We start from the raw sequence: 17830 nt of genomic DNA, 5'->3' as shown, positions 1-17830 counted from the left end.
TAGGCTTAAGGTAACATCTCACAAACACATATCGTAAGCTTTCGTCTAATTTAAGTCAATTAGTTTGTCATTCATCAATTGAATAAAAAGCTCCATTGACTGATTAATCCACTTGTTTTTAGGATACGTACAAATCGCCGAAATCGTTTTATCAGACAATGCAGTTTTTAACTCTTTTGGAGAACCGTTTGTCAGTTCTTCTCCTACAACAAATCTGGGCAAATAGGCAACCCAAAAATTGCTGGTGACACTCCGCTTGATGGCCTCGATACCACCCGGCTCCAACACGCTCTCAAGTACAATATCCTGTTTTCTCAGATTCGGATAAAATATTATATAGCCGCTACTTTCGCAGACAAGCTTTTTGACGGCAATCCGACTGGAATTTGTTACATACAACAATAGATCTCAGAAGATTTGATGCAGGCTGTTACGATTAAAAATAATCTTGCTGAGACTGCTTTTGCTGTAAAAGAGGGGAAACATTCGGCGCACTCCTTTCTTAGATAAAAGATTTGAGCAAAGGAGAAAGAGCGTGAAAAATCGGACTAAGATTAGCGAAAAACCCTTTGATTAAGCGGGTTTCACTTACTTAGTCCAATTATAACAGAGTCACCAGTGGGCCCTTCAGGACCTGCATCGCCAGTCGGGCCTGTGGGACCACCCGGATCACCTTGCGGGCCGGTAGGACCTACATCGCCAGTCGGCCCAGTGGGACCTGCGTCTCCGGTCGGCCCGGTGGGGCCTGCATCACCGGTGGGACCAGTGGGGCCTGCATCACCGGTCGGCCCAGTGGGACCTGCGTCTCCGGTCGGCCCGGTAGGGCCTGCATCACCGGTCGGTCCAGTGGGACCTGTGTCTCCGGTCGGCCCGGTAGGGCCTGCATCGCCGGTCGGCCCGGTAGGACCTGCATCACCGGTCGGCCCGGTAGGACCTACATCGCCAGTCGGCCCAGTGGGGCCTGCATCACCGGTCGGCCCGGTAGGGCCTGCATCACCGGTCGGCCCGGTGGAGCCGGTGGGGCCAGTCGGGCCGGTTGCGCCTACACCAGTCGCTCCGGTTGCTCCGGTGGGGCCAGTTGCACCGGTAGCACCTACACCAGTCGCTCCCGTTGCTCCGGTGGGGCCGGTAGCGCCGGTAGCACCTACACCAGTTGCTCCCGTTGCTCCGGTGGGTCCTGCATCTCCGGTCGGCCCCGTAGGACCTGCATCCCCGGTCGGCCCGGTAGGGCCTGCATCCCCAGTGGGCCCAGTAGGACCTGCGTCTCCGGTCGGTCCGGTAGGACCTACATCCCCGGTCGGTCCGGTAGGACCTGCATCCCCGGTCGGTCCGGTAGGACCTGCGTCACCGGTCGGCCCAGTGGGGCCTGCGTCTCCGGTTGGGCCGGTAGGACCTGCATCTCCGGTAGGACCGGTAGGACCTGCATCCCCGGTCGGCCCGGTAGGGCCTGCATCTCCGGTAGGGCCGGTAGGACCTGCGTCTCCGGTAGGACCGGTGGGTCCTGCATCGCCGGTTGGCCCAGTAGGGCCTGCGTCGCCGGTTGGCCCGGCAGGGCCTGCGTCGCCGGTTGGCCCGGTAGGACCTACATCGCCAGTGGGCCCGGTGGGGCCAGTGGGGCCAGTTGCGCCTACACCAGTCGCTCCCGTTGCTCCAGTGGGGCCAGTCGGGCCGGTTGCGCCTACACCAGTTGCTCCGGTTGCTCCGGTGGGGCCAGTTGCACCGGTTGCTCCGGTGGAGCCAGTTGCACCGGTTGCTCCGGTGGGGCCAGTGGGACCGGTCGGGCCGGTGGCTCCGGAATTTGGGTCTTCAATCGTTACAATTGCAGAGCCTTGCGTTACGGTAATATCAAGCGTGGTTGACTGGAACACCAATTCCGAGCCTAACGCCATTTCCGCGGAGCCAGAATTACCAATTACGTTAAAAATTGGTTCGCCTGAGTCAAATGCTCCTGTCGGACCGGTGGGGCCCTGGGGACCTTGTGGGCCTTGCGGACCCTGAGGACCCTGAGGACCCTGAGGACCCTGAGGACCCTGAGGACCCTGCGGACCTTCCGGCCCTGTCGGACCGGTGAGGCCCTGTGCAGGATAGCAATAATACCCACAGCAGCACGAGCAGCTGCCATACGGCGAATTACAACGCGAACATCTATAATTGTCATAAATTGACATGGTTTAGCTCCTTTATCAATATCAAAGCTTCTCTTGAATATCTTTGAAAGATTAATGGCCCCCCTTTACTATATTCTAAATATAAACCAGGGTGATTTTACGGCAGTCTAATGGATGGCTGCTTCCCGCACAAAGAGGCGCAAGCGGCGGCGGTCTTTGGCATCAGTGCTCCGTTATTGCAGGAAATAGAACCAGCTTCCGGAAGACATCCTCGGCTTTTCATGCGCAGGACACCGCATGCTCATTGGGTGAAACTGGACAGCGTCTTACAGGAATTGCCCTCGGGGAGCTGACCGAGGGCAATTTGGCGTATGATCAGCAGTATCCATCTCACAAGGCCTGCGTGGGCTACTCAACTGTTTCTATGGACTCTACAATATTCATTTTCGCAATTCTCTTCAGCGGGATATAGGTCGCTGTTAAGCAGGCAGCGATTGAAATAACTGCCGCTTCCGCAATGGAGCGAAACGGAATTGACACAAGCTGTACGGTATCTGTCTGGGCAGAGCCTACAAAAATTGTGCAAATATATCCGGCCGCGGCTCCGATTACGGACGCGATCATGCCGTAATACGCCCCCTCCCAGAGAAACGTTTTGTAAAGGCTTCCCGCGCTCATACCGATTGCCCGCTGAACCCCGATTTCAGCCACGCGTGTATGGATGTTTGTATATACCGTGTTGCTGATATTTAAAATGCCGATCAGCCCGATAAATAAAATCAACCCCCACGCCAGCAGTCTGATTTGTTCGTAGCTTTCCATAAGCTGCCGGTCTGTGTTGGCATAAGAGAGCCACGTTCCTCCGTTTTTTCCGCAAAGCTGCTGGATTGCCTGCTCAACGGAAGAACGGTCCGCCTCCTGCGTCAGTGTCGGATAGAGCTCTGTGTACTCATTTTTCAGCGTCATTTCGTCGTAGACTGAATCACCCGCCACAATCTGAACACCATTGACAAAGCCTTCATTTTCAAGTGTGACAGGAGAATCCAGCACTCCAATTACGTTTAAAGAAACTCCGTTTACAGCAATTTTGTCACCCGCTGATATGACCGTATTTTTTGCGTCCACACCATCAACGGAAATGGGGATTGGGTTTTGAATAAAGCATGCTGTGCCATCCCTTAACGCTTGCCGTGCCGATTCTGGAAGAGAAGCGTCCAAGCCTTCCAATCGTTCTTCGTCAAGACCGATTACCTGCATCGTTTCGCCCGGCTGCAACCTGATGGAGGTTTCCATGCCGATCAATTTTCCGTTTTCATCCTGCTGATACAAGCTGTATTTTAAGGTGGAGACAGACTGAATCCCCGAAACATTTTTTAACTCCGCCAGTTCTTCCGGAGAGAAGCCAATCCCTTGGCTTGTGACAGAGTAGTCCCCAAGGTGCATCTTCTGAACATCCTTAGACGCATCCAGCAGCCCCGAAAAGCTCTGCAATGCTACAAAAACGGTAATACTCATCACAAGCGAAAGAATCGTAACCGCCGTTCTGCCCCGGTTGCGCTTCATATTCATGCGCGCATAAAAAGCCTCAAAGCTGCGAATCCGTTTGGGGTTTCTATTCCGCCGCCTGATGGTGGTTGTTTGTCCCAGCATGGCAAGCGTAGGCGATACTTTGGCCGCATATTGAGCGGCCGGCATGGCAGAAACCAGCGCAAATACGATGGTAATTCCCCCACTGGCCAGCAGCGGGAGCATTTTGCTTCCCGCATGTTCAGCGATCATCGCCGCAAGCTCCGCTTCAGAGCCTGCTAAAAAGACAGCGGGATTGAAAAATCCGCTGGCCGCTGTTGTCACGCCTCGTGCAGATAACAGTCCCAGCAAAATTCCGACGGGAATTCCAATCCCGCACAGAATCGCAAGCTGCAAGGAAACCAGAAGGTACAGCTTTCCCTTTTCGGCACCCATTGCCCTTAAAACGCCATACTCCCTGACACGCTTCATCACCGCAATTTTCAAAATATTGTAGACCACCAGCCCGGATGCAAGCAGGACCAGCGTACCAATCAGAACGCCTGTCAGGACCATGTAGGAAAAGCCCGTTCCGGTTTCAGCGTCCGCATTTGATTGATACCGGATACCCGCCGCGGAAAGCATTGTGTCGTTATATTGAATGCAGTATTCCGGGATGCCGTACTGTAACGCCAGCTCATTGATGGTGCTTTGAAACGACTTCTTTTCAGCGGTGCGGATGTCGACGGAGTATCGCATATACCGGTCGGGCAGCACGCTTTCCGCCGTACCTGCGCCCACAATTCCATGGACAGTGCCGCTTACATACCCCACATAATTTGATTTCAAAATCCCTGTCAGAACAAAGTCGCGTGTGTATGTATATCCCGCTTCTGTGTCTTTTAAGCGAGAGATATTAAGATCAAGCGAAACGGAATCGCCCAGTTCCCCCTGAAACGCAAGCATGTCCAAAACATTTTGCGGCAGAGCAATTTCTCCCGCCTTCTCCGGAAGCCTGCCGCTATTAAGCTGCGCGTCCGACGGATAAGCGGAAAGGGCATTTCCCATGTACTCTCTGAGTAAAACAGAGATTTTACGGTTTTTTATGTCTGCCCGCCCGATGGAAATGACCCTTTCCGCATAAGAAAGCCGGGAATCCATGGATAATTGATTTGCCTGTTCTTCCGTCAGTTGATGCAGGGTTGCATATCGGTTTCCGTTCAGGTTAATTGCCTGGCTTTGCTGCATGGCGTTTAAAATACCAATCGACTGCCCGATGACGGTGGTCATCACGGTGGAAAGAATGACCGCAATTAAAATCAGAACGGAGGTGACCCTTTGCGCCCGCAGTTCTTTCCATGCAAGGGTACGGTAGGAGTTCATCTTGCCGTCACCTCCGAAAGAATGCCGTCTTCAATGGAAAACTGTCTATCTGCCATTGCAGCGATGCGATGATCGTGGGTGATCAGCACAAGCGTCTTCCCCAGCTTTCCCCGGATGCTTTTCAGCAGCTCCATTACCTCTCCGCCGCTTTTGCTGTCCAGATTCCCTGTGGGTTCATCGGCAAAAACAATATCCGGCTCCGCAATCAGCGCGCGGGCAATGGCCACGCGCTGCTGCTGCCCTCCTGACAGCTCGTGGGGCAGGTGGGTCAACCGATCACTGATGCCAAGCAGCTCCGTAAGCTGTGCCAAATAGGCTTCCTCTGGCTGCTTTCGGTCAAGCAGCAGCGGCATCATGATATTTTCCTTCGCCGTCAAAACCGGGAGCAGCTGAAACTGCTGAAAAACAAAGCCGATTTTTCGTCTGCGAAATGCCGATAGTTCCCTGTCTCCAAAGCTGTATATTTCTTTTCCGTCATAGAAAAGCCCGCCTGTCGTAGGCCGATCCAGCCCGGAGAGAATATGCAGCAACGTGCTTTTCCCGCTGCCCGACGGCCCCATAATGGAGATAAAGTCACCGGGTGCGATTTTCAGGTTGACCCTGTCTAAGGCAATTACTTTGTTTTCATCGCTGCCATAAAGCTTTGAAATATTTTCCGCTTCAATAATCATAAAAAACACTCTCCTTATTTGATATAAGGAGAGTGTAAGCAATCAATCTCAAAAATCTCTCAAGCCTGACAAAAGGAAACCCAAGCGGTCACGTTTGCTCCGACTTCCGTGTTTTCCAGCTGAAGCCTTCCCCCATGCTTTTTGCAAAGCAGGTCACATACATAAAGTCCCATTCCGAAATGCGCCTGCTCGTCCCGGTTGTCATCCCTGAAAAAGGGCCGGATTCCTTTTTGAAGTAGCGCCGGTGAAAAGCCTTTTCCGTCATCAGCGACACATAAAATGATTCCTTTATCATCATAGGACAAATCGATATGGACCGCTGTCTTTGCATACCGCAGCGCGTTGCCGGCAAGATTTTCGGCCACGCCTTGAAGAATCGACCGGTCAACGGATACCTCGGTATCAGCGCCGCTGGAAGTAAATTTGAGTTTAGATTCTGCATGATTGTCGAGAAAGGACAGTCCCTGCTCCAATTCCCGTGTAAGCACTGACCATGGAATAATTTGTGGTGAAACGTTCCAATCCTCTAATCTTTGAGCGGCGGACATTGCTTCCACATAGGTTTCTATCCGGGCCGCGTATTGGGTAATCAGGGAGAGGGATTCTTTTATATCCGGCGTCTCCGCTTTTTCTGCCCCCAAATTTTTCTGCAATAAATTGGCACAGCCTTTTAAAACCGTTACGGGATTTCTTAAATCATGAGAAAACGCGGCATTCAGCCGCTTCCGCTCTTCCGTTTCCCTCCAAAGCGTCTGGGTGTTGGATTTAAGCTCTGCGCGCATTGCCTCAAACGCGGCGCAAAGCGCTCCAAGTTCGTCATCGGACAGTTTTTGCACGGTAAAATCCAAATCCTGTTTCCGTATTCGCTGGGCGCTGCTTTGCAAAATGGCAAGGGGCTTTTTCAGCTTCATCCGGTAAAAGGTGATGTCGGCCAGAATGAGGGAGCCGACGACGAAAAAAAGCGGCAGCGCAAATTGCAGGATATCCAATACTCTATCTTCTGCATGCCCGTTTGCCCCTTCCGCTGTCCCGCTCTGATACGAAGACGTGAGCACCCCTGTCTCATTCACGGTAATCTCATATTGGGGATAGGCTTCAGCGTTGCTCCTCAGTTCCACGCACGCCATAAAGGACGCGGCGGATAACAGCAGCCCGACACACAAAAGCAGCGCGCTGATGAAAAAGAACGACTGCTTTAAGCTCCTGCTTTTCAACCATTCCATTGATAGCCCACCCCCCATACGGTTTCAATATAGCTTTTCTGTGAACATGCGGCAAGCTTCGCTCTTATTTTACGGACATGCTCCATAATCGTGTCACTGCTCCCGTCTCCATCAAGGCCCCAGACCAAATCGTAGATCCGTTCCCGGTCAAACACCTGTCCCGCATGCATGGATAAAAGCTCTACGATGTCAAATTCCTTTTTCGAGAGCAGCACCACGGACTTTTTTATGGTAATCTGCCGTTTGGAATAGTCGATTGCCAACTCTCCAAAGAACCGAACGACAGACTGCTCCTGCCTGCGGTTTTCACGCCTTAAATGAGCCGCCACTCTCGCCCCCAATTCATCAAGGTCAAAGGGCTTTACAATATAATCGTCCGCCCCGGCGCGAAATCCATCGATTTTGTCGCTTGTTTCCATCCGGGCGGTCAGGAATAAAACAGGACAGGAAATATGCTCCCGGATCCGTTGACAGACAGTGATTCCGTCAATATCGGGCATATTGATATCCAGTAAAATGATGTCGGGCTGATTTGCCGCCTTTTGCAGCGCTTCCTTCCCGTTATACGCGGTGTACACAATATAGCCCGACAGCTCAAAATAGCGTTTCATGAGGGCAACAATCCCCTCTTCATCATCTGCTAATAATATTTTTTTGTCCATATCCACGTCCCCCTTCCCCGGTATTTTTATTATTGCAGCTAAATCTCAAAATTTTCTCAAGCTCATTTTCATTGCTTTTCTTTTGGACTTGCGCAGGCCCCATGGTGCACCCATGCACGACCGAAGCAACCCGGCCTGTCAATTCAAACTTTCCCTCGGAGATGCAATATTCCTCTCTTTTTTACTGATTATTTTCAGTGTATACGTGAAAGAAACCGAATGCAAGCCTATAAAGTTTAACTTTATCCTCCGCCTTGAGGCTCTCCGGAGATTTCCCAGACGGCGTGCATTGACAGCATGACAGCGGCATGATATAGTAACCGAAAGAAAGCGTGGTGTGTTGATGTCGGTCGTCCTGTAAGGATTTAAGTTACGCGCATGAAATGGGCAGGTATTCTGCTCTTATTTGTGTTGTCAAAAACTGCCTTACAGATTGAACGGACATCATTTATGATAATGATGTAGTTTGTAGCGCAGTGATATACTGCGCTTTTTTTGTTTTCTTTCTATAAGGCATCATTAGAAAGGAAAATGATCATGTATTCATTCACAAACCGGTTTATGTCCGACAATAAACACTTAGAGTTCCTGAAGGCCACGATGATGGGACCAAACGCCCTGCGGGTTGCGGAGGAATTGGCGTCACACCTGAACATCAACGAGCATATGCGAATCCTTGACCTTGGCTGCGGATGCGGTCTTTCAACGCTCCTGCTTACGGAAAAATATGGCGCGTCTGTTTTCGCCGCCGACCTTTGGATTTCGCCCACCGAAAACTATGAGCGGTTTCACTCTATCGGGATCGAGGATAAGACTGTTCCCATTTCCGCAGATGCAACCAAGGGTCTTCCCTTTGCCAACGGATATTTTGACCTGCTGTTTACCGTTGACGCCTATCACTATTTCGGCGACACGGAGGAAATGCTTTCGTCGCTCCTTCCCCTTGTGAAAAAAGGCGGCTATATTGCCATCGCCATTCCCGGCCTCAAATACGAATTCGGGGAAACTGTGCCCGAAGAAATGAAGCCGTTCTGGAATGAGGAGGTGGCAAGGACGATCCGCTCTCTTGACTGGTGGAAAGCTTTATGGCGTAAAGAAGCGGGGATTGAAATTGTGGATATCCGCGAAATGAGCTGCTGCAAGCAGGCATGGGATGAATGGCTGACCGCTTACCATCCGGTTGTTGCCGGAGACATCAAAATGATGGAGGCCGAGGGCGGCAAGTATTTTAATCTGATTCAGTTCATCGCCAAAGTCATTTAAATAAGCGTGCGGAGCCTGCCCCATAAAGGGGCAGGCTCCGCGTAGTTTTTGGCGGATGGGCCGTTATACCATCCAAATCCATTTGGATTCGATGGCCATGCGGCCTGTTTTCAGGCCGCTTTGCTCCTGACGGATTCTTTTATCGCAGTTACCCGTCAATTCTCACGCCGTTTCCTGCGTTTATTGCGTTTATAAGGATGCTTTTGTACAGCTTGGTTCTTCCCTCGACACGCTTGAGAGACTCAAATCGACTCCGGAAGAAAGCCCCGGACCTCGGCAATCAGCTCAATTTCCCGCTTGGCCTGCGTGAGACAGTCCAGCACCAGCGCTTTCTTCTCCTCTGAACAGCGAAACATCGGAACAGCCACGCTGAGGGCGGCAAAGGTCTGCCCGTCCCTGCGCAGGGGAACGGCCCAGCAATATAGCTGCTCCGCAGATTCCTCCCGCTCCCATGCAACGCCGGTTTCTCGGATTTGCGCAAGCTGCGCCAGCAGCGTGTCAAACTCCACCACGGTATGGTCCGTCAGCCGGGGAAGCCCGTCGGCGTACAGCGCTCGGACCTCTTCGTCACTCAGGTCGCTCAGCAGCGCCTTTCCAATGGCCGTTCCGTTGGCGGGCAGACGGTTTCCCACATGGGAAATCATGCGGATGGGCTGCGGAGAGTCCACCTTGCGGATGTAAAGCACTTTTTCCCGGTCCAGAACGCCCATCTGGCAGGTTTCCTCGCAGCTTTCCACAACGACCTCCATCACCTGCAAGATAAAATCCATGGTGCTTTGGTTGGCCGCAAAGCTGCTGCCCAGCGCATAGGCACTGATGCCAATATAATACCGGTTTGTCCGGCGGTCCAGCCAGATGTACTTCCGGCTGAGGAGCGTGTGGAGAATGGGAAAAAGGCTGCTCTTCGGCGCATCCAGCGCCACGGACAGCTCCGTCAAGGTGCTTCCACCATCCTTTGAAAGCGCCAGATATTCCAGAATATCCAGTACCCGGGCGGTGGAGCGGTGCTCCTGCGGCATAGACTGTGCCTCCATTTCAGTGACATTTGATACTTTCAACACTTTAGCACAGCGGACGGCAGGTTACAAGCGGAAGTTATAACTGTCTCTTTCGGAACGTACCGTACGGGCAGACGGCTATAAATATTCCCAGAAAATTTTAAAACCGGAAATTCTCCTATTGACACAGCGGGAAATCTATGTTAAAGCTGAATAGTGAAAGTCCTATTTAAAAACCGAGTTCCTATATAGGAACTCGGCAGAGTAGTAACAGAGCTTGCATTTCACTCAAACCGCGCCCGAAGTGGGCGAAAAAAAGGAAAAGAAGGGAAAACACCATGACTAAAAAGCTTGCGGTGATGGACGGCAACACAGCCGCGGCGCATGTGGCGTATGCGTTTACGGAGGTTGCGGCCATCTATCCCATCACCCCGTCTTCCCCCATGGCGGAGAAGGTGGACGAATGGTCTGCCAAGGGGCGGAAAAACCTGTTCGGGTCCACGGTGGACGTGATTCAGATGCAGTCTGAGGCCGGCGCGGCGGGCACGTGCCACGGCTCCTTGCAGGCCGGTGCGCTGACCACCAGCTTCACCTCCGCACAGGGACTGATGCTGATGATCCCCGCCATGTACGCCATGGGCGGCCAGTTCCTCCCCAACGTGCTGCACATCGCCTCCCGAGTGGTCACCTCCAACCATCATTCCATTTTCGGCGACCATACGGACTTTATGACCTGCCGTACCACCGGGTACGCCATGCTCATGTCCGCCACACCGCAGGAGTGCATGGATCTGGCGGCGGTAGCCCATCTGTCGGCCATCCGCTCCAAGTATGCGTTTATGCACTGTTTCGACGGCTTCCGCACCTCTCACGAGATGCAGCGCATCGAGGCGCTGGACTATGAGGACCTGCGCGGACTTCTGGATACCGATGCCCTGCGTTCCTTCCGCCGGAACTCCCTCAACCCCGAGCATCCCACCAACCGGGGCAACAACGTCAACCCCGATGTGTACTTCCAGTGCAAGGAGGGGGCAAACGAAAAGGCCGCCGACGTGCCGGGCACCGTGCAGCACTACATGGACGAGATCAATAAGCTGACGGGCCGGGACTATCAGCTCTTCAACTATTACGGCGCACCCGACGCGGAGGAAGTGGCCGTTATCATGTGCTCTGCCTCCGAGACGGTGAAGGAAACGGTGGACTTCCTCAACGCCAACGGGCGGAAGGTGGGCCTGCTTCAGGTTCGGCTGTACCGTCCTTTCTCCGTGAAGCACTTTACCGAGGCCATTCCCGCCACCTGTAAGAAAATCGCGGTGCTGGACCGGTCCAAGGAAACCGGCTCCGTGGGCGAGCCGCTGTATCTCGACGTGGTCACTGCCCTGAATCAGGCAGGCCGGACCGACATCCGCATTGTGGGCGGACGGTATGGTCTCTCCTCCAAGGACACCACTCCGGGCCAGTTTATCGCCGTGTTTGACAACCTTCGTCAGGACCAGCCCAAAAACAGCTTTACCATCGGCATCAACGACGACGTGACCAACACCTCTTTGGACTATCAGGAGTTGGAGCTGTCCCCCGCCGGGCAGACCTCCTGTAAAATCTGGGGTCTTGGCGGTGACGGCACGGTAGGCGCGAATAAGAACGCCATCACCACCATCGGATTGGTGGCGAATAAGTATGCTCAAGCCTATTTCTCCTACGATTCCATGAAAACCGGTGGACTGACCCAGTCTCACCTGCGCTTTGGCGATGAGCCGATCCGCTCCACTTATCTGGTTTCCTCTGCGGACTTTGTGGCTGTCCACGCACCCACTTATGTCAGCAAGTACGACACCGCCGCAGACCTGAAGGAGGGCGGAATCTACCTGCTTAACTGTCCGTGGTCGGTTTCCGAGCTGGAGGAGCACCTCCCCGCCTTGCTGAAACGGGAGCTTGCCAGCAGGCATGCCCGGTTTTACATCATCGACGCGGCAAAGATTGCCGAGGAAATCGGCCTGCGCGGCAGAACCAACAACATCCTTCAGGCTGTCTTCTTCGCCCTGACCAAGGTAATTCCTCTGGACGTGGCCGTGGAGGACATGAAGAAAAACAACTATAACTCTTATTTCAAAAAGGCCGGACAGAAAATTGTGGATCTGAACGACCGGGCCGTGGATGCAGGCGTGAGCGCCGCCGTGAAGGTGGAAATTCCCCCATCCTGGGCCACGGCGCAGGATGCGCCAGCCGCAGAGCTGGAAACCACGCCCTTTGTCCGGGACATTGTTCTGCCCATGGACCGCCAGCAGGGCGACAAGCTGCCCATCTCCGTCTTCAAGAAGTACGGCGTGCTGGACGGCACATGGGAAAACGGCACCTCTGTCTATTCCAAGCGTGGCGTAGCCACCGCAGTTCCCAAGTGGAATGGCGAGAGCTGCATCCAGTGCAACCGCTGCTCCATGGTCTGTCCCCACGCGGCGCTGCGCCCCGTGCTGCTGACGGAGGAGGAGCAGGCCGGTGTGCCCGCTTCCTTCGCCACCGTGCCCGCCAAGGGCCTTGGCAAGGACGCTCCCCAGTATTCCTTCCGCGTGCAGGTTTCGCCCTACGACTGTCTGGGCTGCGGCGTATGCCTGACGGCCTGCCCCGCCAACCAGAATGAGAAAATGGCCGACGCGCTGGTGATGACTCCCTTTGAGGAGATGAAGCCGGAGCAGGTAAACTTCAACGAGGTCGCCATGAACGAGGCGTATCTCAAGAAGGACGCGGTCAGCGACAAGAGCGTGAAGACTGCGCAGTTTGCCAAGCCCTATTTCCAGTTCTCCGCCGCCTGCGCGGGCTGCGCGGAAACCACCTACTTAAAGCTTGTAAGCCAGCTTGTGGGCGACCACATGTACATCGGCAACGCTGCGGGCTGCTCCTCCGCATACAGCGGCGGCGCCCCCATCCTGCCCTACTGCCGCGACCAGCGTGGCTTTGGCCCCGCGTGGGAACACTCCCTGTTTGAGGACAACGCTGAGTTTGCCTATGGCTTCTTCCACGCGCAGGACGCCATCCGCAAGGAGCTGTTCCTGCGGCTGGAAAGCTTGAAGGCCGCCGGAACCGCCGCTTCCGAAATCGAAGCGTATCTCACCGGCTGGGAGGATAAGAGCCAGTCCCGCGCCGTGTCCGACGCGCTGATTGCCGCGCTGGAGCGCAGCGAGAAGACAGAAGAAGTTCAGTTCGTTCTGGACAGCCGGGAATATCTCGCAAAGAAGTCCGTCTGGGCCGTGGGCGGCGACGGCTGGGCCTATGACATCGGCTTTGGCGGCATCGACCACGTGCTGGCCCAGAATCGGGACGTGAATCTGCTGGTGCTGGACACCGAGGTTTACTCCAACACCGGCGGACAGTCCTCCAAATCCACCCCCACCTCCGCCGTGGCGAAATTCTCCGCAGGCGGCAAGAAGATTGCCAAGAAGGACTTGGGCGCGATTTTCATGAACTACGGGTACGTGTACGTGGCGCAGGTGGCCATGGGCTACGATCAGGCCCAGACCCTCAAGGCCATCCGGGAAGCCGAGGCTTATCCCGGACCGTCCATCATCATCGCTTACTGCCCCTGTCTGGAACACGGCATCAAGGCAGGCATGAGCTGCACCCAGAGCGAGATGAAAAAGGCTGTGGAGTCCGGCTATTGGCACCTGTACCGCTATGATCCCCGCCTGACGGAGCAGGGAAAGAATCCCTTCCAGCTGGATTCTCCCGAGCCGGACACCGGAAAGATCATGGGCTATCTCATGGGCGAAAACCGTTATGCGGCGCTGGCCAACAACTTCCCCGACCGGGCCGACGCGCTTTATGAAAAGGCTGTGCAGGACGCGAAAAACCGCTATTCCAAGTACCGCAAAATGGCGGAGAACGGCTGATAAACACCTTACTTCCCCAGTCGCCCCCAAGCGGTGCAGAAGAAACACCCTCGTTTGAAAAGATAGCAGGCACGCCGCGCTTTTGCGCGGCGTGCCTGCCTTTATCCCCTGTTCCAAGCAAGAAGCTTCCCCCCGGCAGGGCAGGAAATAACGGTTATTTGGAAACTGTCAACGTGAAAACGTTTGATACTTTTTCAGTCTGGTCCCATGTCCCGCCTGATGAAGGAATTGACATGCTCCCAAAAATGTGTATGATAAATGAAAAGCTCGGCGTTGGCAGAGTTTTTAAGAGAGGAGCACGGTCTGTGACATGAGAATCAGCAAATTCGGAGGCCTGATTGCCGCCGCCAGCAAAAAAGCCGCGCTGCCCATGCTGAAGGTGGGGACCATCCCCGTCATTAAGCGAATCGTTATTTCCTTTCAGCAGGCCGGTATTTTCCCCATCGTGGTGATTACCGGCGTGGACGAAGACGAGGTGAAATACCAGTTAAGCAACTACGGTGTGATTTTCATTTCCAGCGAGCAGCCGGAGCAGCCCCAGCTTCTGGATTCCGTGAAAATTGGGCTTCGGTATCTGTCCGGAAAATGCGACCGGATTGCCTTTGCCCCCGTGAATGTCCCTATGTTCACGCCGGACACGCTGATTCGGCTGAAAAACACGGCGGGAGAAATTGTCACGCCGTCCTACCACGGCTGCGGGGGGCATCCCGTGATGCTGTCAGACAGCATTATCCCCGAAATTCTGGCCTATGGCGGTGAAGACGGCCTGCGGGGCGCGCTTCGCACGCTGGATGCAAAACGGATCTGGCTTTCCGTGGAGGATGAGGGCGTTTTAACCAGCGTGCACAACCGTGAGCAGCTGCAAGCCCGTCTGGCGGAGCACAACAACGCAATTCTCCATCCCGTCATCCGCATGAGCATCGAACGGGAATTTGCCTTTTTCAACGCCCGGCTAAAGCTGCTGCTGTTTTTGATTGAAGACACCCACAATATGCGCCAGGCCTGCGGAGCCATGTCTCTATCCTACGGCAAGGCATGGGACATGATCAACCGGCTGGAAATCGAATTGGGCTATGCGGTTGTGGAGCGGCGGCAGGGCGGACGGCACGGGGGAAACACCGTTCTGACCGAGCGAGGCATCGCATTTTTGCTGGCCTATCAGCGCTTTGAGGAGGAAATTTTTCATTACACCCAGAGCCGGTTTCAGGAGGCATTTTTAACAACCAAAATTCTATAATGGAATTTGGCAAGTTCTTTTCAGGAAGAAGTTGCGAACAAAAACCATCCCTTTCATAATGAGAGTGGACACACCGCGCCGTTTTTTATTGGGCGCGGCACTGCTCTCAGAGGAAACGGGGTGGTTTTTTTATGCATGAGGCTCCCACTGTCTGCGGCCTGATTCTCGCGGCGGGGCTTTCCTCCCGCATGGGTGAATTTAAGCCGCTGATGCCGCTGCGGGGCAAAACGCTGATTGAAAATACGGTGGACAGCGTTTTCTCGGGCGGCGCCCAATCCGTCGTGGTGGTGACGGGGTATCGGGGGGCGGAGGTGGACGCGGTGCTCCACTGGCGCTATGGAACACGCGTCATTTCCGTGCGAAATCCAGACTTCGCAAACACCGACATGCTGCACTCCATTCAAATCGGCTGCCGGGCCATGCCGGAGTGCGACGCGTTTTTCCTGCTACCGGGAGACATGCCGGTGGTGCGTCGGTCCACCTTCCGCAAGCTGCTTTCCGCCCGCCCCGCAAATGGCGTCAGCGTGATTTTTCCAACGCTGAACGGGGCACGGAAACACCCACCGTTGGTGGATGCGCAAATGATTCCAGAGATTCTTGCATTTCAGAGCGACGGCGGGTTGCGCCAGCTATGGCAGCGGCACGAAAATTTAATTCAAACCGTTTCCGTAGACGACGAGGGCGTATGGATTGATCTGGATACGCAGCAGGATTATCAAAGCTGTAAACAGGGCTACGAATTTGTAAAATGAGGAGGCAGGGATTGTAAGATGGAAAAGATCAGTGAATCTGTGGTAAAAAAAGACCACGCGCCGAAAATGTCCGGGCGCTCCGTTTATGTCGGAGACTATTCTGGCGACGGCGTTTTGACCGGCAAGTTCCTTCGCTCCACCCTGGCCAGAGCCAAGGTGCTGGGCGTGGAGGTTCCCCCATTGCCGGACGGGTATTTTTATGTGGACAAAACCGACGTTCCCGGCGACAACAATGTGAATATCGTGCTGGATGACACTCCGGTGTTTGCCCGGGACACGGTGGAGTACATCGGAGAGCCTATCGGAATGGTGGTTGGCCCGGAGGAACAGGTGGTGGACCGGCTTCTTTCGGAAATCAAGGTTGCCTACGAAGAGCTGGCGCCGATGCTGGACCTGCGCAAGGCTGACACCGTGTTTTTCAACTACGAATACGAAAAGGGAAACCTTGAAAAAGCCTTTGCCGAGGCCGACAAGGTTTACGAGGAGGAATTTTCCACCGGCTATCAGGACCAGACTTATCTGGAGCCGCAGGGCATGATGGCGGAGCCGGAGGAAAACGGGCATATGTACGTCCACGGCTCCATGCAGTGCGCCTATTATGTCCACGGCGCGGTGATGCGCGCGCTGGGCTGCCGGCCCGACGAGGTACACATTCTTCAGGATGTAACCGGCGGCGGCTTTGGCGGAAAAGAGGCGTTTCCCTCTATTTTAGGCTGTCAGGTTGCCGTGGCAGCGCGGAAGGCAAACGCCCCCGTCCGCTGCATCTTCGGCCGCCGGGAGGATTTGGAGTTCACCTCCAAGCGCCACCCCTCGCTGTGCGTTTACAAGGTGGCGGTAAAGAACGGCAAGGTCACGGGCATGGATATCGACGTGAAGTTCAACTCCGGCGCGTACACCACGCTGTCCCCCGTGGTGTTGCAGCGGGGCATCATCTGCGCCAGCGGCGTTTACAGCTTTGACAATCTGCACGTCCACGGACGCGCCCTGAAAACAAATACCACGCCCTCCGGCGCGTACCGGGGATTCGGCGCACCCCAGACCTTCTTTGCCGTGGAGATGATGATGAATCATATCGCCCGGGATTTGGGGCTTGATTCCCTCCAGTTCAAAGAGGCCAATCTGGCCCGGCAGGGAGATGCCACCTCCACTTCCGGCAAGTATCACTTCCCTATCCCTCTGCCCGAGATGATTAACGAGGTGGACCGAGCCTGCGACTTCCGCAGAAAGCATCTGGAGTACGAGAAGCCCCAGACCGGAAGATACCGCAAGGGCATCGGCATGGCGCTGTGGTTCCACGGGGCGGGCTTCACCGGCTCTGGCGAACGGGACCACATCAAGGCGGTGTGCAAGCTGCACAAGTACCCGGACGGAACGGTGGAGGTGCTGGCCTCCAACGGTGAGATTGGGCAGGGCCTGCGGACCACCTTCCCCAAAATCGTGGCCCACGAGCTGAATCTTCCTCTGGAAAAGGTGTATTACAACCACCCGGATACCGCCCGCGTTCCGGACTCTGGCCCCACGGTGGCCTCCCGCTCCCTGATGGTCGTGGGAGAGCTGCTGCGCCGCGCCGCCATCAAGCTGCGCACCCAGTGGATAGAGGGTGAGGACCAGATTGTGGAGGAGCATTTCAGAGAACCTGATTTTATGATTCCCTTCTATCTGGACAAATTCCAGGGCGACGCGTACCCTACCTACGCATGGGGCGTGGGCGCCATCGAAGTGGAGCTGGACACCTGCACGGGCATCTCCAAAATTCTGGGGGCTTACGGCTCTTTCGACGTGGGGACGCCCATCGACTATAACATCGTCATCGGACAGATGGAGGGCGGCTATTTGCAGGGCATCGGCTACGCTTCCATTGAAAAAATGGATTACGACAGCAAGGGCCGCATCCGCAACAATTCCTTCTCAGACTATTTGATTCCCACCACCAAGGATGTGCCGAACCTGAAGTGTATGCTGCATGTGGAGCAATACCCCGACGGCCCCTACGGTGCAAAGGGCGCGGGCGAGCTGCCCCTCGTGGGCGCGCCCGGGGCCTATGTGGCAGCTGTGGAGCAGGCCATAGGCGGCAAAGTGTCGCTGCATCATGCGCCGTTCACCGCCGAGGATACCCTGAATGTGATGATGAAGGAGGCTGAATAAG

At 54.8% G+C, this 17830-nt stretch carries 12 protein-coding genes; 6 read left to right on the top strand and 6 right to left on the bottom strand.

The window, feature by feature from the left end; genetic code table 11:
- Positions 1-45: 45 nt before the first annotated feature.
- Entirely contained in the window at positions 46-399 is a 354-nt protein-coding gene (locus ABVS15_RS10630) for a hypothetical protein (RefSeq protein ID WP_369283650.1), read from the bottom strand.
- Positions 400-674: 275 nt separating this feature from the next.
- Between ABVS15_RS10630 and ABVS15_RS10625 the strand changes: the two genes are divergently transcribed.
- Positions 675-1859, top strand: coding sequence for a hypothetical protein (locus ABVS15_RS10625; RefSeq protein WP_369283649.1), 1185 nt, complete (start codon positions 675-677; stop codon positions 1857-1859).
- A 657-nt stretch (positions 1860-2516) separates the two neighbouring features.
- Here ABVS15_RS10625 and ABVS15_RS10620 read toward each other — a convergent pair.
- From ABVS15_RS10620 to ABVS15_RS10605, 4 genes are read right to left on the bottom strand one after another with little or no spacing between them, the layout of a single operon-like run.
- The gene (locus ABVS15_RS10620; RefSeq protein WP_369283648.1) at positions 2517-4997 is read right to left on the bottom strand and encodes an ABC transporter permease; all 2481 of its coding nucleotides are present in this window, start codon (positions 4995-4997) and stop codon (positions 2517-2519) included.
- Entirely contained in the window at positions 4994-5668 is a 675-nt protein-coding gene (locus ABVS15_RS10615; RefSeq protein ID WP_369283647.1) for an ABC transporter ATP-binding protein, read from the bottom strand. Before ABVS15_RS10615 ends, ABVS15_RS10620 begins: the two co-directional genes overlap by 4 nt.
- A gap of 59 nt (positions 5669-5727) precedes the next feature.
- On the bottom strand, positions 5728-6891 hold the full coding sequence (locus ABVS15_RS10610) for an ATP-binding protein (protein WP_369283646.1): 1164 nt from the start codon (positions 6889-6891) through the stop codon (positions 5728-5730).
- Positions 6879-7553 (bottom strand): response regulator transcription factor, encoded by a 675-nt coding sequence (locus ABVS15_RS10605; protein WP_369283645.1) that lies wholly within the window; start codon positions 7551-7553, stop codon positions 6879-6881. Before ABVS15_RS10605 ends, ABVS15_RS10610 begins: the two co-directional genes overlap by 13 nt.
- A 537-nt stretch (positions 7554-8090) precedes the next feature.
- On the opposite strand from ABVS15_RS10605, the gene ABVS15_RS10600 reads away from it, so the two are divergent.
- Positions 8091-8816, top strand: coding sequence for a cyclopropane-fatty-acyl-phospholipid synthase family protein (locus ABVS15_RS10600; protein ID WP_369283644.1), 726 nt, complete (start codon positions 8091-8093; stop codon positions 8814-8816).
- A gap of 242 nt (positions 8817-9058) precedes the next feature.
- On the opposite strand, the gene ABVS15_RS10595 is transcribed toward ABVS15_RS10600, so the two are convergent.
- Entirely contained in the window at positions 9059-9835 is a 777-nt protein-coding gene (locus ABVS15_RS10595; protein ID WP_369283643.1) for an IclR family transcriptional regulator, read from the bottom strand.
- Positions 9836-10152: 317 nt separating this feature from the next.
- Here ABVS15_RS10595 and nifJ point away from each other — a divergent pair, with 317 nt between their 5' ends.
- The 4 genes from nifJ to ABVS15_RS10575 all read left to right on the top strand — a co-directional run bounded on the left by nifJ (position 10153) and on the right by ABVS15_RS10575 (position 17829).
- Positions 10153-13695: a pyruvate:ferredoxin (flavodoxin) oxidoreductase gene (gene nifJ, locus ABVS15_RS10590; protein ID WP_369283642.1), complete on the top strand. Its 3543-nt coding sequence runs from the start codon at positions 10153-10155 to the stop codon at positions 13693-13695.
- Between the two features lie 310 nt (positions 13696-14005).
- On the top strand, positions 14006-14932 hold the full coding sequence (locus ABVS15_RS10585; RefSeq protein ID WP_369283641.1) for an NTP transferase domain-containing protein: 927 nt from the start codon (positions 14006-14008) through the stop codon (positions 14930-14932).
- Between the two features lie 131 nt (positions 14933-15063).
- Complete coding sequence (locus ABVS15_RS10580; RefSeq protein WP_369283640.1) at positions 15064-15684, top strand: NTP transferase domain-containing protein; 621 nt, start codon at positions 15064-15066, stop codon at positions 15682-15684.
- Between the two features lie 18 nt (positions 15685-15702).
- Entirely contained in the window at positions 15703-17829 is a 2127-nt protein-coding gene (locus ABVS15_RS10575; RefSeq protein ID WP_369283639.1) for a xanthine dehydrogenase family protein molybdopterin-binding subunit, read from the top strand.
- Position 17830 lies beyond the last annotated feature (1 nt).

Origin of the sequence: Oscillibacter sp. GMB15532, from assembly GCF_041020825.1 — a bacterium.
Lineage (GTDB): Bacteria > Bacillota > Clostridia > Oscillospirales > Oscillospiraceae > Oscillibacter.
This window is presented reverse-complemented; position numbering and strand designations above follow the sequence as displayed.